The following is a 19,435-nucleotide window of genomic DNA, read 5'->3' as shown; positions in this document are numbered from 1 at the left end:
GGAGCGACTATGTTGGCGAAATCCATTCCGCTCGGCATCTATGAAAAAGCGCTCCCCGCCGGGGAGTGCTGGCTGGAGCGGCTAAAGCTTGCAAAAGCGCTGGGCTTTGATTTCGTTGAGATGTCTCTCGATGAAACGGACGCCCGCCTTGCGCGGCTGGACTGGAGCCCGGAGCAGCGTCTGGCGCTGGTCAAGGCGGTGGCTGAAACCGGCGTCCGGGTGCCGTCGATGTGCCTTAGCGCCCATCGCCGTTTTCCGCTGGGTAGTGAAGACGACGCGGTGCGGCATCAGGGGCTGGAAATTATGCGTAAAGCTATTCAGCTGGCGCAGGATGTGGGGATTCGGGTGATCCAGCTGGCAGGCTACGACGTCTATTACCAGCAGGCGAACGATGAGACGCGCCGCCGCTTTCGTGACGGCCTGAAACAGAGCGTCGAGATGGCCAGCCGAGCCCAGGTAACCCTGGCGATGGAGATCATGGACTACCCGCTGATGAACTCGATTAGTAAAGCGCTGGGCTATGCCCATTACCTGAATAATCCGTGGTTCCAGCTTTACCCGGATATCGGCAATCTGTCGGCGTGGGATAACGACGTCCAGATGGAGCTGAAGGCGGGGAGCGGGCATATCGTGGCGGTACACGTCAAAGACACGAAGCCCGGCGTCTTTAAAAACGTGCCGTTCGGCGAAGGGGTGGTCGATTTTGAACGCTGCTTCGAAACGCTCAAGCAGACCGGCTACTGCGGCCCGTACCTGATTGAGATGTGGAGCGAAACCAGCGCTGACCCGCTGGCGGAGGTGGCGAAGGCGCGTGACTGGGTGAAGGCGCGGATGGCCCGCGCGGGCCTGATGGAGGCGGCATAATGCAACAGCTGAAACAGCAGGTGTTCGAGGCCAATATGGATCTGCCGCGCTACGGCCTGGTGACCTTTACCTGGGGTAACGTTAGCGCCATTGATCGGCAGCGTGGGCTGGTGGTGATTAAGCCCAGCGGCATCGCCTACGAGTCAATGACCGTCGATGACATGTCGGTGGTTGATCTGCAGGGGCACGTGGTGGAAGGGCGCTGGCGTCCCTCCTCTGATACCGCCACCCATCTGGCGCTCTATCGCCGTTATCCCGACCTTGGCGGGGTGGTGCATACCCATTCGACGCACGCCACCGCCTGGGCGCAGGCGGGGCTGGCGATCCCGGCGCTCGGCACCACCCATGCGGACTACTTCTTCGGCGATATTCCCTGCACCCGGGCGCTTAGCGCACAGGAGGTGGACGAGGCCTACGAGCTGAACACCGGGCAGGTGATTATCGAAACGCTGGGTGAGGCCAATCCGCTGCATACGCCGGGGATCGTCGTCTATCAGCACGGGCCATTTGCCTGGGGCAAAGACGCCCACGAGGCGGTACACAACGCGGTGGTGATGGAAGAGGTGGCGCGCATGGCGTGGATTGCCCACGGCATTAATCCGCAGTTGCAGCCCATCGATAGCTGGCTGATGAATAAGCATTTTCAGCGTAAGCATGGGCCAAACGCCTACTATGGGCAAAAGTAGATAGCGCGCTCCGGGGCTTTCACCGTCACGGTGAAACAACTGGTCTGGCCCCGGAGCCGTTTTTAATCCTGACGATAGGCCGACGGCATCACGCGCATGCCGATGAGCGTGACCACGCAAATTATCGCCCCGGCGTAAAACGTCGAGGCGGCGCCGAAGGTTTCCCACAGTACCCCCGCGCCGGTGCTGGCCAGCAGCAGAGCCAGGCCACTCATCAGATTAAACATACCGAACGCCGTGCCGCGTAGCTCCGGTGGCGCCGTATGGGCGACCATCGCCGCCAGCAGGCCCTGGGTCATTCCCATATGAATCCCCCACAGCGCGACGCCGATCAGCAGCGTGCTCCAGTGGCCGCTGAGCGCCAGCACGATATCGGCGAGGATCAGCACCAGCAGCCCCCACTGCAGCAGTTTGCTGTGGCTCATGCTGTCTGAGAGTTTACCGAACGGGTAAGCCGTGAGGCTGTAGACCAGGTTCATCGCCACCATCACCAGCGGGATGGTATAGAGCGGGATCTCCATCTGCTGGGCGCGCAGCACCAGAAAGGCTTCGCTGAAGCGGGCGAGGGTGAAAATGCTGCCGATCGCGACCACCCACCAGTAGGCGGCGGAGAGCTTTTTCAGGTTTTCGCGCTTCAGCGGATTGCTGCGTTTGTGCGCGATGGCGGATTTTGGCTCCTGTAGGCCGAATCCGAGCAGGAGAATGGAGAGCACGGCGGGAATGACCGCCACCCAGAAAATAGCGTGAAAATCGTTGGCCCAGATAAACATCAGCAGCACCGCCAGCAGCGGGCCGAGAAAGGCGCCGACGGTATCCAGCGCCTGGCGTAGTCCGTAGGCGGCGCCGCGGATCTCCGGCGGGGTGACGTCGGCGACCAGCGCATCGCGCGGCGCGCCGCGAATACCTTTGCCTACGCGGTCAATCATGCGGGCGCTAAACACCACCCCGGCGGTAGGGGCGAAGGCAAACAGCGGCTTACTGAGCGCGCCCAGGCCGTAGCCCAGCAGCGCCAGTCCTTTACGCTTGCCGACATAGTCGCTGATTGCGCCGGAGAAGACCTTCAGGATCAGGGCGGTGGCTTCCGCCAGTCCCTCGATAAGACCGATAATTATCACGCTGGCGCCGAGGGTAGTGGCCATAAACAGCGGTAAGAGGCTGTGGATCATCTCGGAGGAGACATCCATCAGCAGGCTGACGCCGCCGAGTACCCAAACGCCTTTGGGGATACGGCCTAAGGTGGCGAAACGCGGAACCATCAATCACTCCTGATTATCAAATGGCGAGTGGCTGATTAAATCAGGTTGCGATGACGCTGGTAAGTCGGTTTGTAAAATAATTCTCAATTGCGTTTGGGCGCAGACCTCGCTTCGCCCCTCGCGAGGAGAGGCGAAGAATTGGGCAGGCGTTAGCGGTATATCACCGCGCTGGCGCGAAGCGGGCCGTTGGTTTCGGGTTCGTGCATCAGGATAGGCTGAAAGTATTTCGCCCCCTGCGCATCGCTCATCTGGCTAAGGGCCTGTTCGGCCTCGTGCTCAGTGGCCATATTGTGATTGATATAGATAACGCCGAGGCTCTGCACGTCGTCCATGTTGCGGGCCTGACGTTCGGTGATTTGGATAGCTGCCAGCGCGTTCGCGCTGAAGAAAAGCGCAGCCATCATGGCGATGATTTTCAGTTTCATATACTACGCTCCTGACTGACAGTCCTGACGCTGACTCGGGGCTCTCCTGTGGTCGTTAGGTTTTGATATAAGTGTAATCGCTGCGCGTTCATCGCATGGCGACCTTTTCTGATGCAGTTGTTCAAAAAAATGCCGCTTCCTTTATTGGTTAATTTTAAATCACCCACTTAGCCCAGCTTGGCGCTTAGTGCGAATTATTTGTGCAAATGCGCTTGTGTTCCTGAGGGGCCGCCATTAGAATGACGCGTCAATTTTTCAGCCGCCCTTTAACACGTTCCTTGCCTCCATGGGCCGCGGCTGACCCAGACAGGAGGCTGAATAATCCGTAAGGAGCAATTCGATGCGTCATTACGAAATCGTTTTTATGGTCCATCCTGACCAGAGCGAACAGGTTCCGGGCATGATCGAACGTTACACTGGTGCAATTACTGCAGCAGCAGGTACGATCCACCGTCTGGAAGACTGGGGCCGCCGTCAGCTGGCTTATCCGATCAACAAACTGCACAAAGCTCACTACGTTCTGATGAACGTTGAAGCGCCGCAGGAAGCGATCGATGAGCTGGAAACTAACTTCCGCTTCAACGACGCCGTTATCCGCAGCATGGTAATGCGTACTAAGCACGCTGTTACCGAAGCATCTCCGATGGTTAAAGCGAAAGACGAGCGCCGTGAGCGTCGCGAAGATTTCGCCAACGAAACCGCAGATGATTCTGAAGCTGGGGATTCTGAAGAGTAATCCTGATGACCAACCGTCTGGAGCTGTCCGGCATTATTTGCAGGACTCCACTTCGTAAGGTCAGCCCGTCAGGAATTCCTCACTGCCAGTTCGTGCTTGAGCATCGTTCAGTGCAGCAGGAAGCCGGTTTTCACCGGCAGGCATGGTGTCAGATGCCCGTTATTATTAGCGGTCATGAGAACCAGGCCATTACTCACAGTATAACGGTCGGTAGCGCAGTAACCGTTCGAGGGTTCATCTCTTGCCATAAGGCAAAGAACGGCTTGAGCAAAATGGTTCTGCATGCCGAGCAGATTGAATTGATAGATTCTGGAGACTAGCCATATGGCACGTTATTTCCGTCGTCGCAAGTTCTGCCGTTTCACCGCGGAAGGCGTTCAAGAGATCGACTATAAAGATATCGCTACGCTGAAAAACTACATCACCGAAAGCGGTAAGATTGTCCCGAGCCGTATCACCGGTACCCGTGCAAAATACCAGCGTCAGCTGGCTCGCGCTATCAAACGCGCTCGCTACCTGTCCCTGCTGCCGTACACTGATCGTCATCAGTAATCGGTCACGGTCCATTAATACGACTTTGAGAGGATAAGGTAATGCAAGTTATTCTGCTTGATAAAGTAGCAAACCTGGGTAGCCTGGGTGATCAGGTTAACGTTAAAGCGGGCTACGCTCGTAACTTCCTGGTCCCGCAGGGTAAAGCTGTTCCTGCTACCAAGAAAAACGTTGAATTCTTCGAAGCACGTCGTGCTGAACTGGAAGCCAAACTGGCTGACGTTCTGGCAGCAGCTGAAGCTCGTGCTGAGCAGATCAACGCCCTGGAATCCGTAACCATCGCGTCTAAAGCTGGCGACGAAGGTAAACTGTTCGGTTCCATCGGTACTCGCGACATCGCTGACGCTGTTACTGCAGCAGGCGTTAAAGTTGCTAAGAGCGAAGTTCGCCTGCCGAACGGCGTTCTGCGTAACGTTGGCGAGCACGAAGTGAACTTCCAGGTTCACAGCGAAGTATTCGCTAAAGTTATCATCAACGTGGTTGCTGAGTAATCGGCCTCTGACGTTCTGGTAACAACAAACCGCCGGCCTTGTGCCGGCGTTTTGCTTTTTAGCGCCTTTCATTTTGCGGCGGCGTAACGCTTGCTGTCGTCTTCTCTGCTATCGCGCACGCACAAAGCTGCCGTTCGACTGGCGGGTAAACAGCACCTGCTGGCCGTTGCCGGTATCGATAGTGAGCCCGGTGACCACGCCGTTGGCGTTCTGCCGAATCTGCACCGTCTGTCCGCTCTGCAAAGTACTTAGCGGCTTGCCAGCGCCTTCAACCTGCGCCATGGCGTAGACGTCAGTGGCCGGCAGCCCATGATCGCGGAACAGCTGCGCCAGGGTTTTGCCTGACTCGATGCGATAGGTCCGCCATTGCTGCTCAATACCCGGCGCGGACTGCTGTGATGAGGATTGATAAGGCTGGGTGGCGGCGGGCTGCTGCGTCTGCGCTTGATCCGGCTGCTCATCCTGAATCGGCTCCGGGGCGACCGGCGCCATCTGATCGGCGTCGCTCACGGTAGGCGTATTAGTGATCGGCGGCAGCGGAACGGCCTGATTGCCGCCAGCTTGCGGCTGGGACTGCGACTGTAGATTCAGGTTCGCTTCACGGCTGGTGGACGCCGGGCTTTGGCTATCATCGGAGGGAAGCAGAATACCGATAATAACCAACAGGAAGCCAGCGATAATTCCCCGGCGGTGCATCGGAGGCAGCGGGTCCAGGAGGCGAAAATGATCCGGGGCGTGCCAGATTTTCGCCAGGGTAGATGTCAGTTCAAAGCGCCCGGGCATGGCTTTCCTCCTGCTCCGCATATTTATATCCTGCTCATGAGTATAGATGGCTAACGTCCTGATGACCGGAACAAAGTGAAGTTAACCTGCTGCCGCCTATTGTTTCTTTTTCGCTGAGATTTGTCATCATCCGCCGACAAAGTTTTACCCATTTCGCTATGGCTGTTATGCTTTCGCACGCTTTTATCTTGATGTTTATCACCCAAAAAGGAACAACGATGGCAACCCCAACTTTTGACACTATCGAAGCGCAGGCAAGTTACGGTATCGGCTTGCAGGTTGGACAACAGCTGAGCGAATCCGGCCTGCAGGGGCTGCTGCCGGAAGCGCTGGTGGCGGGTATCGCCGATGCGCTGGAAGGTAACCAGCCGCAGGTGCCGGTGGAAGCCGTTCACCGCGCGCTGCGTGAAATCCACGAGCGTGCTGACGCTGTGCGTCGCGAGCGTTTTCAGGCCATGGCCGCTGACGGCCAAAAATACCTTGATGAAAACCGCGAGAAAGAGGGTGTGAACAGCACCGAGTCCGGTCTGCAGTTCCGCGTACTGACCCAGGGCGAAGGCCCGATCCCGGCGCGTACTGACCGCGTTCGCGTGCACTACACTGGCAAACTGATCGACGGCACCGTCTTCGACAGCTCCGTCGCTCGCGGTGAACCGGCTGAATTCCCGGTGACCGGCGTGATCGGCGGCTGGATTGAAGCGCTGACTCTGATGCCGGTAGGTTCCAAATGGGAACTGACGATCCCGCACAACCTCGCCTACGGTGAGCGCGGCGCTGGCGCATCGATTCCTCCGTTCAGCACCCTGATCTTCGAAGTTGAACTGCTGGACATTATCTAAACAGCAGCGGCTTCCTCTTCCCCGCGGCAGGGGAAGCCATAAAAATAGCGTAAAATCCTTAAGTTAAAAATTAATTGGAATTATGTTTTGCATTCATCACGTATGGGTGTATTTTTGTGAGCTATTTCGCGTTAGATGAGTGATATAACACTCACTTTAAACATAAAATTAACATTATATCTAAATCATAGTATTCATCCCTCCGATTCTTACCTAATATCGACTAGCCCTTGCTGGGGTTAATGACAGACGACGGGCCATCAGAGCCTGAACAACACAGACAGGTACAACAGGAAGAAATCACATGGTAGATCAGGTTAAAGTCGCTGCTGTCGAGCAGGAGCCGACTGAACAATCGCTACGGCGAAATCTCACAAACCGACATATTCAGCTGATCGCGATTGGCGGAGCGATCGGCACCGGGTTATTTATGGGTTCTGGCAAAACCATCAGCCTTGCCGGACCATCCATTATCTTTGTTTATATGATTATCGGTTTTATGCTGTTTTTCGTGATGCGTGCCATGGGCGAATTACTGCTGTCGAACCTCGAATATAAATCCTTTAGCGACTTCGCGGCCGATCTGCTGGGGCCGTGGGCGGGCTACTTTACCGGCTGGACCTACTGGTTCTGCTGGGTAGTGACCGGGATGGCGGACGTTGTCGCCATCACCGCCTACGCGCAGTTCTGGTTTCCCGGACTCTCCGACTGGGTCGCCTCGCTGGCGGTGATCCTGCTGCTGCTGGGCCTGAACCTGGCCACCGTCAAGATGTTTGGCGAAATGGAGTTCTGGTTCGCGATGATCAAAATTGTCGCCATCGTGGCGCTGATCGTGGTCGGCCTGGTAATGGTGATGATGCATTTCAAATCGCCGACCGGGGTCGAAGCCTCTTTCGCCCACCTGTGGAATGACGGCGGCTGGTTCCCGAAAGGGCTGAGCGGCTTCTTCGCCGGCTTCCAGATTGCGGTGTTTGCCTTCGTGGGGATTGAGCTGGTGGGTACCACCGCCGCCGAAACCAAAGACCCGGAAAAGTCCCTGCCGCGGGCGATTAACTCCATCCCGCTGCGTATCATTATGTTCTACGTCTTCGCGCTGATTGTGATTATGTCGGTGACGCCGTGGAGCTCCGTGGTGCCGAGCAAGAGCCCGTTCGTTGAGCTGTTCGTGCTGGTTGGTCTGCCGGCGGCGGCGAGCCTGATCAACTTCGTGGTGCTGACCTCCGCGGCCTCCTCGGCCAACAGCGGCGTGTTCTCTACCAGCCGTATGCTGTTCGGTCTGGCGCAGGATGGTCAGGCGCCGAAGATGTTCGCCAAGCTGTCGAAGCGTGCGGTGCCGGCGAAGGGCTTAACCTTCTCCTGCATGTGTCTGCTGGGCGGGGTGGTGATGCTGATGGTCAACCCGAGCGTGATTGCCGCCTTCACCATGATCACCACGGTGTCGGCGATCCTGTTTATGTTCGTCTGGACCATCATCCTTTGCTCTTACCTGGCGTATCGCAAAAACCGCCCTCAGCTGCATGAGAAGTCGAGCTACAAGATGCCGCTGGGTAAAGTCATGTGCTGGGTGTGCATGGCCTTCTTCGTCTTTGTGCTGGTGCTGTTGACCCTGGAAGACGATACCCGTGAAGCGCTGATGGTCACCCCGCTGTGGTTTGTGCTGCTGGGCGCGGGCTGGCTGTTTGCCGGCAAAAAACGGCTGGCGAAATAAACGAAAATTTTAACGTTGCTTGCAACGGCCCGTCATAAAAAAGGCCACCCAGAGTGGCCAAATAAGACGGACAATGTCGAGGGCGCCCGCGGGCGCCTTTTTCTTTACTTTCCGCCGAGGGCGCGCGGGAACAGCACATTATTTTCCAGGCTGATGTGTTCCATCAGATCGTCGATCATCTCGTTGATACCGTTATACATCGCCTTCCAGGTGGTACAGGCTTCCGGCGGCGGCGTCACGTTGTGGGTGATGTGCTTAATGACTTCCAGCAGTTCACCCGCTTCATCATGCTCGCTTTCCATCACGCTGATCGGCCCCCCGGCTTGGGCGCCCATTCCCTGTTTGATCATCGGGAACAGGATCTGTTCCTCTTTCATCATGTGGCTGGAAAGCTCCTGATGCAGCATGGTCAGGTACTTAGTCAGTCCTTTCGGTACGTTCGGTTTATCGGCATGGACGCGTTCAACCTTGGTGGCCTGCAGGATCAGCTCCGGCAGCTGTTCACGGTGCCGGTCGTGATAGCGAACGATGATATGGTCGATAATCTCCGCGAGGGGCGCCGCGCGCCAGTCGCGGGAGAGAGGCTGTTCGGCCAGTTTCGCCAGCTCGGCTTCAATCACCGCGACATCCAGCGCTTTGCGCGATGCGGCGCGCGCCAGGGTCTGTTTGCCGCCGCAGCAGTAATCCATATCGTATTGACGGAACAGGGCGGAGGCGCGCGGGATGGTCAGCGCCAGCTCGCCTAAAGGTTGGTCACGGAAAGCCATAGCAGTTACCTCGTCATCAGGAATATAAGATGTATTTTAAATACATCTTTTTGGCGAGGGAATACCCCTTAAGGAGGCGAGGCTACTTTTTTTCGTCCGCCAGCGGCTGCAGCATCGGTTTTTCCGGTCTGGCGCGTACGGCGGAGACCACGCCGAGCACCAGCAACAGGATGCCGCTCAGGGTCAGCAGCGGCGGTAAGCTTTGCCGCAGCAGGAAGGTATACAGCAGTCCGGCCAGGGGTTCGAAGACGATAAGCGGGCCGAGGATCACCGTCGGCAGCCGCTGGCTGGCAATATTCCAGCATAGCGCGCCGACCCATGAGCAGAGCACCGCGATGGCCAGCATCAGCGTAATAAACACCGCCGGACGCGGGCCGAAGGGCAGGGGAAACCCGGCCTGCTGACCGTGCAGCCAGGCGCAGGCGGCGAGATAGCCGGCCAGCGAAACCGGAAGCGTCACCAGCGCCTGAGCGGTAGCCCACATCATTGGCGGTTGATGCGGGTTCTCCCGCAGCCAGCGGGCGTTGCGCAGGGCATACCAGGCCCAGCAGACCACCGATCCCAGCGCCAGCGCAATGCCGGAGCCGTAGCGCCACGGGCTAAAATTCGGCAGCCCCTGACGCAGCTCCGCGACGTTAACGCAGATCAGGCCCACAGCGATGCAGATCAGCGCCGGAAACAGGCGCCGCCACGGCAGCTTCCCGTCGCGCTGGCTGTAGAGCAGATTGGCGAACACCGGCAGTACCACCGGCAGCGTGCCGATAATCATGGTGGAAACCGGCGCCCCGGTGCGCTGAATGGCGCTGGCCAGGCAGACGTAATAGATAAGGTTCCCCATCATTGTCAGGCCCAGCGCGGTCCACCAGTCGTGCCGGCTCAACTGGCGCAGTCGCGCGCGCCCGAGCCACGCCAGCGGCAGGGCGATCAGGCCCAGCGCCAGATAGCGTCCCATCGACTGCAGCATCGCCGGATACTCTGGCACCAGCAAAGGCCCGACGAAAATTAAACCCCACATCAGCCCCGCCAGCAGGGCGTATAACACACCACTAATCATCATTGCATCCGTTGTCATTACCGTTGTCTGCAGTGTAGAAGGGGGCCGGGCAGGAATATTGTATGAGATTGCGCATTAGCGCCTGGCGACCTGCTTCTGATAGCGCACCGGCGTAATGCCGTAACGCTGGGTGAAGGCGCGGGTCAGGTGGGACTGGTCGGTGAGGCCGACGGCTATCGCCACTTCGGCGGCGGGCATGCCGTGGGTGAGGAACGCTTTGGCGCGCCACAGACGGATGGCCATCAGCATCTGATGGGGCGTTACGTGATAGTGGGCTTTAAACTGGCGCTGAAAGTGGTACGGGCTCAGCGCCGCCACCTGCGCCAGCTCGTCGAGGGTGATGGGACGCATATAGTTATCGTGCAGGTAGTCGCGCACGCGGTCAAAGCGATGCCCGGCCTCACCTTGCGCAGAGGCATGGTGGGCCAGAGGGCGGAAGGCGTCGATGAGGTCGAGCAGCATTCCCTGCTGGGCCAGCGGATCGTCGCTATGCCACAGACCATAAATCAGCTGGCCAATTTGTCGGGAACGCAGGGGATCCTCGCGGACCACCTCGCTGAACCACCAGTCGCGCACCCCGGTGATGGCTTCCAGACGGTCCGGCTCCAGATAAATCATCCGGTAGCGCCAGCCGTCGGCGGTTTCCGCTTCGCCGGTGTGCAGCTCGTCGGGATTCATGGTGACAATGGAGTTTGCGGCGGCAATATGCTGACTGCCGCGGTAGCGAAAGCGCTCCGCGCCTTGCTCAATCACGCCGATGCCGAAGGCTTCGTGGGTATGGGGTTCAAAGGCGTAGCGGGATATATGGGCGTGGTAAAGCTCCACCCCGGGCAGCTGTTCGAGATGGCGAAAGCGCGCGCGGTCTTTTTCATCACTAAATTGGAGTGGTACGCCCTGCATGCCTGCCTCCCGACGGTTATCCCTTCAATATGGGAGAGGAACCGCCGGGACGCAACCGCAAAAGCTGAGAGGGGCGGTTACAGAATGCCTTTCACGCTTTCAGCAAGGGAGGTGGTCGGGCGGCCGATCAGCGTACTCAGGGTGCGGCTGTCGTCAAACAGTCCGCCTTTCGACGCGCCGACATCGGAATCCGCCAGCATATCGGCAAGCCCGGCCGGCAGGCCGACGCTTTTCAGCGCGGCGGCGAAATCGGCTTCGCTGAGGTTCTGGTAGACCACGTTTTTCCCGCTTTGCTTGCTCAGCTCGGCAGCCAGGTCGCTCAGCGTCCAGGCGTTATCACCCGCCAGTTCGTAAATTTTGCCTTCATGACCCTCACTGGCGATAACGCGGGCGGCAGCGGCGGCATAATCCGCGCGGGTGGCGGAGGCGATTTTACCCTCGCCGGCGGCGCCGATAAACACGCCATGCTCCAGCGCCGGCGGCGCGCTGGCCAGATAGTTTTCGGTATACCAGCCGTTACGCAGCAGGGCGTAAGCGATACCAGAGTCGGCCAGCATCTGCTCGGTTTCGATATGCTCTGCGGCCAGACCCAGCGGCGAAGTGTCGGCATGCAGCAGGCTGGTATAGGCGATGAATTTCACCCCGGCGGCTTTGGCGGCGTTAATGACGTTGCGGTGCTGTACAGCACGCTGGCCGACTTCGCTGGAGGAGATTAACAGCAGTTTATCCACGCCCTGCAGCGCGGCGGTCAGCGCCGCTTCGTCGCTGTAGTCGGCCTGGCGGACAACCACGCCCTGCTGGCTGAGCGCCTGGGCTTTGGCCGGGTTGCGGACAATCGCCACAATCTGGCTGGCAGGGACGGTGTTAAGCAGGTCTTGCAGAACGTAGTGACCAAGCTGGCCGGTGGCACCGGTAAGAGCGATCATGGGTCTTCTCCTTCGTGTTTATTGGCAGTTGTGGTAAGCTACCACCTTAACTAACTTTTAGTAAGTACGTACAAAAAGGTAAGTGTGAAATGGCCGAACCGACGCTGAGCGAGAAACTGCGCACCGGCAATTTGTTTGCGGAACAGTGCCCGTCGCGCGATGTGCTTAAACATGTCACCAGCCGCTGGGGCGTGTTGATTCTGGTGGCGCTGCGCGAGGGAACCCACCGTTTCAGCGATCTGCGCCGTAAGATGGGCGGGGTCAGCGAAAAGATGCTGGCGCAGTCGCTGCAGGCGCTGGAGCAGGATGGTTTTATCGACCGCGTCTCTTATCCGGTGGTGCCCCCGCACGTTGAATATAGCCTGACGCCGCTCGGCCTGCAGGTGAGCGAGAAGGTGGCCGCCCTGGCGGACTGGATCGAGGTTAATCTGCCCTCGGTGCTGGCTAACCACGGGGAGTGAAAATGTATCACTCCCTGTAGCCCCGGTAAGCGCAGCGCCGCCGGGGAACAGGCATTACTTGCTCAAATCCAGCTGATAAATGGCGAAGCCGATATCATCGGTGGCCACCTGGCGCATTGGATACTGCGCTTTCTCTTTGATAAACGCCGCGGCTTTGTCGCCAGGCGAGGTCTCAAAACGAATATCCAACGGCGTGTTGCTGTGGATCGGCGCCAGACGCCAGTTGTTATCCGCCGCCGGATGGATCGCGCCTTCCTTCTTCGATTGCGCGCCAATCCACGCCGCCAGCACCGAACGGTTTTCATCCGGTGAGGCGAAGGCGATATGGCTCTCACCGGTGCCGGCGAATTTGCCGCCGTAAGCGCGATAGTTATTGGTCGCGACCAGGAAAGTAGCCTGCGGATCAACCGGTTTTCCATTGAAGGTCAGGTGCTTAATACGCTCTGCCTGCGGATGGATCATCTGACATTCGCCGTCGTAGCGGGCCGGCTGAGTGACGTCGATCTGGTAGTTCACCCCGTCAATGACGTCGAAGTTGTAGGTGCGGAAGCCGTCCCAGTTGATCAGCGACTGCGGCTTGCTGCTGGCGGGATCGATCTGGTTAAACTGTCCGGCAGAGCATTCCAGCCACTCCTTAACCTCTTTCCCGCTGACCTTCATCACCACCAGGGTGTTGGGGTAGAGATAGAGGTCGGCGGCATTGCGGAAGGTGAGCTGGCCTTTCTCCACTTCGACAAAGCTCGCCGGATCGTTTTTACGCCCGCCGACTTTAAACGGCGCGGCGGCGGAGAGCACCGGCAGCTTCGCCAGATCCGGGTCGCCCTGAATATAGTGTTCGACGTAGGCTTTCTGCGCCATGTTGACCACCTGCACCGTCGGGTCGTCCTGCACCAGCGCCAGATAGCTGTACATGTTGTCGGCGGACTTGCCGATCGGCTTGCTGACGAATTCGCGAGTGGCGTCATGATCGGCTTTCAGCACCGCCACCAGCTTGGCATCTTCGGCCGCCAGTGATTTCTTCGCCACCGCGTCATAGATTGGCCGCGCTTCCGCTTTACTCTGAGTTACCTGCCATTTACCGCTGTCGTTATTTAGCACCAGATCGACCACCCCGAGATGATCGCCCCACATTCCCGGCATCACCGCCGGTACACCGTTCAGCGTCCCTTTGGCGATATCCGCGCCTTTGATGTTGGCGAAGTCTTTACCCGGGAACACCGCGTGGGCATGGCCGAACATAATGGCGTCCACGCCGGGTACCTGGCTTAAGTAGTAAACCGAATTCTCGGCCATCGCCTGATACGGGTCGGCGGAGAGGCCGGAGTGAGCGACCACTACCACCACATCAGCCCCTTTCGCCCGCATCTCCGGGATATATTTGCGCGCGGTTTCGGTAATGTCATTGACCGTCACCTTGCCGTTAAGATTGGCTTTATCCCAGGTCATGATCTGCGGCGGCACAAAGCCGATATAGCCGATGCGCAGGGTGTGGGATTGACCGTCGCTGTCCATGACCCGGGTATCCTGGATCAGGTACGGCGTAAACATCGGTTTGCCGGTTTTGGCATCGATGATATTGGCGTTCACGTAGGGGAACTTCGCCCCGGCCAACGCCTTGTGCAGGAAGTCGAGACCGTAATTGAACTCATGGTTGCCCAGGTTGCCGACGGCGTAATTCAGGGTGTTCATCGCCTTATACACCGGATGTACATCGCCCTCTTTGAGCCCTTTTGCCGCCATATAGTCGCCTAACGGGCTCCCCTGGATCACATCCCCGTTATCCACCAGCACGCTGTTTTTAACTTCTGCCCGCGCCTGTTCGATCAGGCTGGCGGTACGCACCAGGCCGAATTTCTCCGTGGCGGCATCTTTGTAATAGTCGAAGTCCATCATATTGCTGTGCAGATCGGTGGTTTCCATGATCCGCAGGTCGACCGTCGCGGCGTTGACGCTGGCGGCGATCAGCGTGGCCAGGAGCGTTGCGCTAAACTTAATCATCAGAGGCGTCCTTTTTTATGAGCGATAGCACAGAAGAAAATGTATTTATATTCTGTTGCTTACAGAAATGTGAATCTTGCCAGAAAAGCGGGCAGAGAAACCGCCATCGTTATCACAGATAGCGGAACTCGCGGTGATGCGATATAAATAAAACAACGAGTTAACGCCACTGTAACCAGACGAGGTGGAGAATGTTAGAACAAGTATGTCAGCTTGCACGGAATGCGGGCGATGCCATCATGGAAGTCTACGATGGAAACCAGCCGATCAACGTCGCCAGCAAGAAAGATGATTCTCCGGTCACGGCGGCGGATATCGCAGCGCATAAAGTCATTGTCAGCGGCCTGCAGGCGCTGGATCCGGATACCCCGATCCTCTCCGAGGAGGACCCGCCGGCGTGGGAAGTGCGCCAGCACTGGCAGCGCTACTGGCTGGTCGACCCGCTGGACGGCACCAAAGAGTTTATTAAGCGTAACGGCGAATTCACCGTCAATATCGCGCTGATTGAAAACGGCAAGCCGACGCTGGGCGTTGTCTATGCGCCGGTGATGAAGGTGATGTACAGCGCGCAAAATGGCAAAGCCTGGAAAGAAGAGTGCGGCGTACGCAAGCAGATCCAGGTCCGCGATGCCCGTCCGCCGCTGGTGGTGATTAGCCGCTCCCATAGCAACGATCCGGAGCTGCAGGAGTACCTTGAGCAACTTGGCGAACACCAGACCACCTCAATCGGTTCGTCGCTGAAATTCTGCCTGGTGGCGGAAGGTCAGGCCCAGCTCTATCCGCGCTTCGGGCCGACCAGCACCTGGGACACCGCCGCCGGCCATGCGGTCGCGGTGGCCGCCGGGGCGCATGTTCACGACTGGCAGGGGAAAACCCTCGACTACACGCCGCGTGAATCCTTCCTCAACCCCGGCTTCCGGGTCTCTATTTATTAAGCAATTTATGCAGCAGGTCGATCACCTGCTGCACCTCTTGTTGGGTGAGGGCGCCGTCTTTAGCCCACTGCACACGCCCGTTCTTATCCAGCACCACGATCGCTGAGCTCTTCTCGTCCAGCTGCCAGGCTTTCCGCACCAGGCCGTTGCTGTCGACGATAAATTGCGACCATGGGAAGAGCTTTTTATTACTTTCAATGCTGTTACGTACAAACATCCCGGTGCCCGGGATGGCGTCGTCAGTGTTTACAATGGTGGTGGTCTGATAGCGATCGTGCGGGAAGCCCGCCGCTTTAATCGCCTCGATCAGGTTGGCATTCTTCTCTTTTGCTGACGAGCGTCCGGCGATGTGCTGGACCACGCGCACTTTTCCCGCCAGCTGGGCGCTATTCCAGTTTTTATAGCTAAACTTATCCTTATCCAGAATAAGCTCTCCCCGATCCGCGACGCCAACGGGCGCCACGCGCTGGCCGTCGACGAAGTTATGCGCTGTGGCCAGCAGCGGGAGAAGCAGTAACGAGGCGGCCAGTATGCTACGTAGGGTCATGCGCAATCCTTAATCATTTTTATGCAGGTGATCCGACCACTTGGTCTCGTTTAATCATAAGTGCGATTGACGGTGATTACCCGCAATGAGGATGCCAGTTTGCGTGTTGACGCACAAATTAGTCGTAAAACGGCGACTTATACTTACTTCATCGTATGTCTGAAACGAAAATTCTGAATTATTGTCATCAAAGGGTAAATAAACTTATACATACTGAGTCCCTCTGAGATTCTGGACTATAGTTTTAGGGCATTAAAATTTGCGCTCCCAAGACGTGGGCTAACTGTGGCACCACAAGAGCGTAACCCTGGCAGGAGAGAAGAATGAAAATTTTCCAACGCTACAATCCGCTGCAAGTGGCGAAGTACGTGAAGATCCTGTTTCGTGGACGGTTGTACATCAAGGACGTTGGCGCATTTGAATTTGATAAGGGCAAAATCCTTATCCCGAAGGTCAAGGACAAGCTGCATCTGTCAGTGATGTCCGAAGTCAATCGTCAGGTGTTGCGTCTGCAAACTGAGATGGCATAGCCTGGCACGTAGCAGTACGTAGTAGGTAAAAGACGGCTCCCGATGGGAGCCGTTGATGTTTTTAGCCCTTCATTTCCGCATAGCGTTTGCGATATTCGCCCGGTGGGATGCCGTTATGTTTACGAAACAAGCGGGTGAAATAGACCGGATCGCTGTAGCCCACCGATAAAGCAATTTTGTTAAGTGGGAGCGAAGTGCTCTGAATAAGCCACCTGGCGCGGTTGATGCGCTGCGTTTCCCGCCACGCATAGACCGTTTGCCCCAGTTCATTTTTGAAAAGGTGCGCCAGACGTGAAGGGGAGATAAATACCATCGCCGCCAGAGTCTCGATTTTTACCTCCTGTGCAATGTGGGCGTTAAGATAGTCGCAGATGGCGTTAATCCGTGGGTCGTGGGCATGGCGGTTGCTAATGGGCTGCTGCTGAAAACAGCGGAGAATTAATCTCTCCAGCGCGTTCATTGCCAGCGCTTCTGACAGCGGTACGGACGCAGAGTGGTGGCGTATCACTTCGTAGAACAGATCGCGCAGTTGCTGGAGCTGGTCGGGATCGTTAATGGTTGTTTTGCCGATACCGTGGGTGGTTTGGTCCCACTTCAGCCAGTCTATCCAGTAGGGGCGGGGGATAAAGTAGATCCACAGATGGTCCCAGTACTCGCTGTGTTCGTCCCTGCCGTAATGATGGGGCACGCCGGGAGGAAACAGCAACAGATCGTTTTCCCGGCACAGCAGGAAGCCATCGCCCGCTTTCGCCCGCGCCTGGCCGCGCAGGGTCAGATTAATGATGTAACCTTTCATCCCCTGCGGGCGATTAATGTAGTAGTCCAGCGTGGAGCCGCGGGTAATCGGCGTGAAGCCTGCGACGACCCAGGCATTGAAGGTAAAGGTCTTCATCAATGGCGAGAAATTGAGTAGCTCATTGATATCCAGTTCCATTCTCTCTTCCACCTGAGCGCCGCCGCGTCGTTAGCTTTCGATGATAGTAAATTCCCAGGCCCTGAGGCGCAACGGCTGGCCGACGTATACTGTCTCCCCGCTCAGCAGCGCGGTACCCAGGGTCTCGCTGACAACATCCATCGCCTCGCCGGAGTAATTGAACAGGAAGTGGATATTATTTCCGGCACGGTTACGCATCTTTTTAACCACTAACGGATAGCGATAGGCGGAAGTTCGCGAGTTCAGCGTGAGATCCGCCGTCAGGACATCAAACAGCTGGCTAATCAGGCCCTTCTGCGGCAGAAATCCAACGTACAGGGCGCGACCCTGACCGTAATCCGCCTCCGTTGCGGCGGCGTATTCGCCCCATGCCGGGTGCTGGTAGCGCAGCAGGGTGCGGGTCCCGTCATCGGGCGTCAGCAATTCCATCCACAGCTCAGCCTGATTGTCATTGCGGCAATCAATCTCTGCGCAGCAAGAGCTTACCGTCGTCTCTTCCGGCAGGGTGAACTGGCTGTAGCTGACGCCGCAGCTCTGGCGCAAAACCCCCGGCTGCGCGCTGCTGCGCACCTTGACGTTTTCATCGCTAAAGCCTGATTTAAAGCCGATCAGCGCTCTGCCGCCCCGGGCGATATAGTCGTTAATCCGCGTTAGCAGGCCCTCATCGGCGGCGTACAAACCAGGAACGATCAGCACCCGGTAGCGCGAGGTTTCCTCGTTCACATCGTGGATGATGTCGAGGCTGATATTGTGGTCATACAGCGCATCGTGGAAGCGGCGGAAGATATCGTTATAAATGTTGCCCCTGGCGTCGCCGGGAAGGAAGTGATTGAGAGCGTCCATCGCCTCATTACTTATTAGCAACGCGACGTCATTTTCGGCCTTCAGCTCCGCCAGCTGCGGCGACAGGCGGGCGAAATCGGCGCCGATGGTGGTAGCTTCCTGCCAGGTTGGGTTGCGCGAGAAGTCGTGGCTGAGCAGCCCCTTCCAGTAGGTTTCAAAGGCGTTATGAATCGAATGCCAGTGCCAGTAGGAGACCATGGCGGCGCCGGAGGCGATATGGCTGAATGCCTGCAGGCGTAGCTGGCCCGGGAAGGGGGTCCACTGGGAGAAGCCCTGAGCCTGGGTTTCCAGCACGAAGTAGTTCTGGCCCGGCTTAAGCGAGCGGGTGATGGCGCCGCCAAAGGCGATTTCCCGTCCGGTCAGGTGTGCCTGACTCGGGTGATAGATATCGACGCCGGCGATATCCAGCGCCTGCGCCGCCGCAAAATGGTCGACCCGCGGCTGCACGCCGTAAGAGTAACCGCGCCATTCGAAATCGAAGTTGTGGGTGACGAACTGGTGCGGCTGGGCGTATTCCCGAACGATGGCCGCCTGCCAGGCCAGATACTCGGTGACCTGCTGACGCTGATAGCGGGAGAAGGCGCAGGCGAGGCTGGCGTTGATGGTGTTTTCCACCGGCGGAAAATCCTGCCAGCGGTCAATGCGGTTGCTCCAGTAATCCAGGCCGAAATCGCGATTCAGCTGCCGGAGGTCAGGATATTTCTCCTGCAGGCTGCGCACGAAGCCCTCCTGCATATAGCGGCCAATATTGTCGTAATGCTTGGTTTCGTTATCCAGTTGCCAGCCGATAATCGCCGGATGGTGTTGCACATGGGCCATCAGCGTGCGGATAATTTTTTCGGCATAGCGGCGAAAGGTCGGGTTGACGATATCCATGATCTGCCGCGGACCATATTTTTGCTGCCCCGCGACGGTGGTGACCAGAATATCGGGATGTTTCGCCGCCAGCCAGGCCGGGACCGCGTAGGTGGGCGTCCCGACGATGACCGCAATGCCGGCCTCATGCATCGCCTCCAGCACCCGGTCGATATGGTAGAAATTATACTGGCCCTCTTCAGGCTCCAGCGTACTCCAGGTGGACTCGGCAATACGCACCACGTTAATGCCGGTTTCGCGCATTAAGGCGATATCCTTAGCCAGCCGATCTTCCGGCATATATTCATCGTAATACGCCACGCCATAAAATAAATGAGACATACA

The 19,435-nt window shown here is 57.6% G+C and carries 22 protein-coding genes; 11 read left to right on the top strand and 11 right to left on the bottom strand.

The genetic code is table 11. The features are described 5' to 3' along the window. Positions 1–9: 9 nt before the first annotated feature. Entirely contained in the window at positions 10–864 is an 855-nt protein-coding gene (locus AB1E37_RS23095; RefSeq protein ID WP_004210671.1) for an L-ribulose-5-phosphate 3-epimerase, read from the top strand. Beyond that, positions 864–1,550, top strand: coding sequence for an L-ribulose-5-phosphate 4-epimerase (locus tag AB1E37_RS23090; RefSeq protein ID WP_004178347.1), 687 nt, complete (start codon positions 864–866; stop codon positions 1,548–1,550). The genes AB1E37_RS23095 and AB1E37_RS23090 overlap by 1 nt, the downstream gene beginning before the upstream one ends. A gap of 62 nt (positions 1,551–1,612) precedes the next feature. Here AB1E37_RS23090 and AB1E37_RS23085 read toward each other — a convergent pair whose 3' ends face one another. Next, positions 1,613–2,806 carry an MFS transporter gene (locus tag AB1E37_RS23085; RefSeq protein WP_009309325.1) on the bottom strand — a complete coding sequence of 398 codons (1,194 nt, stop codon included), beginning with the start codon at positions 2,804–2,806 and terminating at the stop codon, positions 1,613–1,615. A 149-nt stretch (positions 2,807–2,955) separates the two neighbouring features. Next, positions 2,956–3,231, bottom strand: a complete 276-nt coding sequence (locus AB1E37_RS23080; RefSeq protein WP_002885689.1) for a DUF1471 domain-containing protein — start codon at positions 3,229–3,231, stop codon at positions 2,956–2,958. A gap of 340 nt (positions 3,232–3,571) precedes the next feature. Here AB1E37_RS23080 and rpsF point away from each other — a divergent pair, with 340 nt between their 5' ends. The 4 genes from rpsF to rplI are packed head-to-tail and all read left to right on the top strand — an operon-like array spanning position 3,572 to position 5,010. Beyond that, a complete protein-coding gene (gene rpsF, locus AB1E37_RS23075) occupies positions 3,572–3,967 on the top strand; it encodes a 30S ribosomal protein S6 (protein ID WP_002885691.1) in 396 nt (131 codons plus the stop codon). Between the two features lie 5 nt (positions 3,968–3,972). Then, positions 3,973–4,287 carry a primosomal replication protein N gene (gene priB / locus AB1E37_RS23070; protein ID WP_032448217.1) on the top strand — a complete coding sequence of 105 codons (315 nt, stop codon included), beginning with the start codon at positions 3,973–3,975 and terminating at the stop codon, positions 4,285–4,287. A gap of 4 nt (positions 4,288–4,291) precedes the next feature. Continuing rightward, positions 4,292–4,519, top strand: coding sequence for a 30S ribosomal protein S18 (gene rpsR / locus AB1E37_RS23065; protein WP_000135199.1), 228 nt, complete (start codon positions 4,292–4,294; stop codon positions 4,517–4,519). Positions 4,520–4,560: 41 nt separating this feature from the next. Continuing rightward, entirely contained in the window at positions 4,561–5,010 is a 450-nt protein-coding gene (gene rplI / locus AB1E37_RS23060; protein ID WP_002886682.1) for a 50S ribosomal protein L9, read from the top strand. A gap of 108 nt (positions 5,011–5,118) precedes the next feature. Here rplI and AB1E37_RS23055 read toward each other — a convergent pair whose 3' ends face one another. Further along, positions 5,119–5,793, bottom strand: a complete 675-nt coding sequence (locus AB1E37_RS23055; protein ID WP_004177687.1) for a LysM-like peptidoglycan-binding domain-containing protein — start codon at positions 5,791–5,793, stop codon at positions 5,119–5,121. Positions 5,794–6,011: 218 nt separating this feature from the next. Here AB1E37_RS23055 and fklB point away from each other — a divergent pair, with 218 nt between their 5' ends. Both fklB and cycA read left to right on the top strand, forming a co-directional pair. After that, positions 6,012–6,632, top strand: a complete 621-nt coding sequence (gene fklB, locus AB1E37_RS23050; protein WP_002886687.1) for an FKBP-type peptidyl-prolyl cis-trans isomerase — start codon at positions 6,012–6,014, stop codon at positions 6,630–6,632. A gap of 304 nt (positions 6,633–6,936) precedes the next feature. After that, a complete protein-coding gene (gene cycA / locus AB1E37_RS23045) occupies positions 6,937–8,340 on the top strand; it encodes a D-serine/D-alanine/glycine transporter (protein ID WP_002886688.1) in 1,404 nt (467 codons plus the stop codon). A gap of 104 nt (positions 8,341–8,444) precedes the next feature. Here cycA and ytfE read toward each other — a convergent pair whose 3' ends face one another. The 4 genes from ytfE to AB1E37_RS23025 form a co-directional block, all read right to left on the bottom strand. Then, a complete protein-coding gene (gene ytfE / locus AB1E37_RS23040; protein WP_004152016.1) occupies positions 8,445–9,107 on the bottom strand; it encodes an iron-sulfur cluster repair protein YtfE in 663 nt (220 codons plus the stop codon). Between the two features lie 82 nt (positions 9,108–9,189). Continuing rightward, positions 9,190–10,161: a DMT family transporter gene (locus AB1E37_RS23035; protein WP_032448218.1), complete on the bottom strand. Its 972-nt coding sequence runs from the start codon at positions 10,159–10,161 to the stop codon at positions 9,190–9,192. Positions 10,162–10,236: 75 nt separating this feature from the next. Further along, positions 10,237–11,061 carry an AraC family transcriptional regulator gene (locus tag AB1E37_RS23030; protein WP_023287042.1) on the bottom strand — a complete coding sequence of 275 codons (825 nt, stop codon included), beginning with the start codon at positions 11,059–11,061 and terminating at the stop codon, positions 10,237–10,239. Positions 11,062–11,138: 77 nt separating this feature from the next. Continuing rightward, positions 11,139–11,987 carry an SDR family oxidoreductase gene (locus AB1E37_RS23025; RefSeq protein ID WP_002886702.1) on the bottom strand — a complete coding sequence of 283 codons (849 nt, stop codon included), beginning with the start codon at positions 11,985–11,987 and terminating at the stop codon, positions 11,139–11,141. A gap of 89 nt (positions 11,988–12,076) precedes the next feature. Here AB1E37_RS23025 and AB1E37_RS23020 point away from each other — a divergent pair, with 89 nt between their 5' ends. After that, positions 12,077–12,448 (top strand): helix-turn-helix domain-containing protein, encoded by a 372-nt coding sequence (locus AB1E37_RS23020; RefSeq protein WP_004152015.1) that lies wholly within the window; start codon positions 12,077–12,079, stop codon positions 12,446–12,448. Positions 12,449–12,502: 54 nt separating this feature from the next. Here AB1E37_RS23020 and cpdB read toward each other — a convergent pair whose 3' ends face one another. Next, the gene (gene cpdB, locus AB1E37_RS23015) at positions 12,503–14,446 is read right to left on the bottom strand and encodes a 2',3'-cyclic-nucleotide 2'-phosphodiesterase (protein ID WP_032448219.1); all 1,944 of its coding nucleotides are present in this window, start codon (positions 14,444–14,446) and stop codon (positions 12,503–12,505) included. A 191-nt stretch (positions 14,447–14,637) separates the two neighbouring features. Between cpdB and cysQ the strand changes: the two genes are divergently transcribed. After that, positions 14,638–15,381 carry a 3'(2'),5'-bisphosphate nucleotidase CysQ gene (gene cysQ, locus AB1E37_RS23010; protein ID WP_004177677.1) on the top strand — a complete coding sequence of 248 codons (744 nt, stop codon included), beginning with the start codon at positions 14,638–14,640 and terminating at the stop codon, positions 15,379–15,381. On the opposite strand, the gene AB1E37_RS23005 is transcribed toward cysQ, so the two are convergent. After that, entirely contained in the window at positions 15,371–15,928 is a 558-nt protein-coding gene (locus AB1E37_RS23005) for a YtfJ family protein (protein WP_002886706.1), read from the bottom strand. The genes cysQ and AB1E37_RS23005 overlap by 11 nt on opposite strands. Positions 15,929–16,251: 323 nt before the next feature. On the opposite strand from AB1E37_RS23005, the gene AB1E37_RS23000 reads away from it, so the two are divergent. Next, positions 16,252–16,458, top strand: a complete 207-nt coding sequence (locus AB1E37_RS23000; protein ID WP_002886707.1) for a DUF1107 domain-containing protein — start codon at positions 16,252–16,254, stop codon at positions 16,456–16,458. Between the two features lie 61 nt (positions 16,459–16,519). Here the strand turns inward: AB1E37_RS23000 and araC are convergent, their stop codons facing one another. After that, complete coding sequence (gene araC / locus AB1E37_RS22995) at positions 16,520–17,392, bottom strand: arabinose operon transcriptional regulator AraC (protein ID WP_004178353.1); 873 nt, start codon at positions 17,390–17,392, stop codon at positions 16,520–16,522. A 30-nt stretch (positions 17,393–17,422) separates the two neighbouring features. Then, positions 17,423–19,432, bottom strand: a complete 2,010-nt coding sequence (locus AB1E37_RS22990) for a beta-galactosidase (RefSeq protein ID WP_032448220.1) — start codon at positions 19,430–19,432, stop codon at positions 17,423–17,425. Between the last annotated feature and the right edge of the window lie 3 nt (positions 19,433–19,435).

The organism is Klebsiella sp. Shm-1, assembly GCF_040804525.1.
GTDB lineage: Bacteria > Pseudomonadota > Gammaproteobacteria > Enterobacterales > Enterobacteriaceae > Klebsiella > Klebsiella pneumoniae.
Note: the sequence above shows the minus strand (reverse complement) of the source record. Positions and strands in the feature narration are given on the sequence as shown.

Bases quoted from the DNA above. Each gene is read 5' to 3' on its own strand.
- priB (WP_032448217.1), top strand. From the start codon at position 3,973: ATGACCAACCGTCTGGAGCTGTCCGGCATTATTTGCAGGACTCCACTT.
- AB1E37_RS22990 (WP_032448220.1), bottom strand. From the start codon at position 19,432: ATGTCTCATTTATTTTATGGCGTGGCGTATTACGATGAATATATGCCG.
- AB1E37_RS23005 (WP_002886706.1), bottom strand. From the start codon at position 15,928: ATGACCCTACGTAGCATACTGGCCGCCTCGTTACTGCTTCTCCCGCTG.
- fklB (WP_002886687.1), top strand. From the start codon at position 6,012: ATGGCAACCCCAACTTTTGACACTATCGAAGCGCAGGCAAGTTACGGT.
- AB1E37_RS23095 (WP_004210671.1), top strand. From the start codon at position 10: ATGTTGGCGAAATCCATTCCGCTCGGCATCTATGAAAAAGCGCTCCCC.
- AB1E37_RS23055 (WP_004177687.1), bottom strand. From the start codon at position 5,793: ATGCCCGGGCGCTTTGAACTGACATCTACCCTGGCGAAAATCTGGCAC.
- cycA (WP_002886688.1), top strand. From the start codon at position 6,937: ATGGTAGATCAGGTTAAAGTCGCTGCTGTCGAGCAGGAGCCGACTGAA.
- araC (WP_004178353.1), bottom strand. From the start codon at position 17,392: ATGGAACTGGATATCAATGAGCTACTCAATTTCTCGCCATTGATGAAG.
- cpdB (WP_032448219.1), bottom strand. From the start codon at position 14,446: ATGATTAAGTTTAGCGCAACGCTCCTGGCCACGCTGATCGCCGCCAGC.
- rplI (WP_002886682.1), top strand. From the start codon at position 4,561: ATGCAAGTTATTCTGCTTGATAAAGTAGCAAACCTGGGTAGCCTGGGT.
- AB1E37_RS23080 (WP_002885689.1), bottom strand. From the start codon at position 3,231: ATGAAACTGAAAATCATCGCCATGATGGCTGCGCTTTTCTTCAGCGCG.
- AB1E37_RS23085 (WP_009309325.1), bottom strand. From the start codon at position 2,806: ATGGTTCCGCGTTTCGCCACCTTAGGCCGTATCCCCAAAGGCGTTTGG.
- AB1E37_RS23035 (WP_032448218.1), bottom strand. From the start codon at position 10,161: ATGATTAGTGGTGTGTTATACGCCCTGCTGGCGGGGCTGATGTGGGGT.
- ytfE (WP_004152016.1), bottom strand. From the start codon at position 9,107: ATGGCTTTCCGTGACCAACCTTTAGGCGAGCTGGCGCTGACCATCCCG.
- AB1E37_RS23000 (WP_002886707.1), top strand. From the start codon at position 16,252: ATGAAAATTTTCCAACGCTACAATCCGCTGCAAGTGGCGAAGTACGTG.
- rpsF (WP_002885691.1), top strand. From the start codon at position 3,572: ATGCGTCATTACGAAATCGTTTTTATGGTCCATCCTGACCAGAGCGAA.
- cysQ (WP_004177677.1), top strand. From the start codon at position 14,638: ATGTTAGAACAAGTATGTCAGCTTGCACGGAATGCGGGCGATGCCATC.
- AB1E37_RS23020 (WP_004152015.1), top strand. From the start codon at position 12,077: ATGGCCGAACCGACGCTGAGCGAGAAACTGCGCACCGGCAATTTGTTT.
- AB1E37_RS23090 (WP_004178347.1), top strand. From the start codon at position 864: ATGCAACAGCTGAAACAGCAGGTGTTCGAGGCCAATATGGATCTGCCG.
- rpsR (WP_000135199.1), top strand. From the start codon at position 4,292: ATGGCACGTTATTTCCGTCGTCGCAAGTTCTGCCGTTTCACCGCGGAA.
- AB1E37_RS23025 (WP_002886702.1), bottom strand. From the start codon at position 11,987: ATGATCGCTCTTACCGGTGCCACCGGCCAGCTTGGTCACTACGTTCTG.
- AB1E37_RS23030 (WP_023287042.1), bottom strand. From the start codon at position 11,061: ATGCAGGGCGTACCACTCCAATTTAGTGATGAAAAAGACCGCGCGCGC.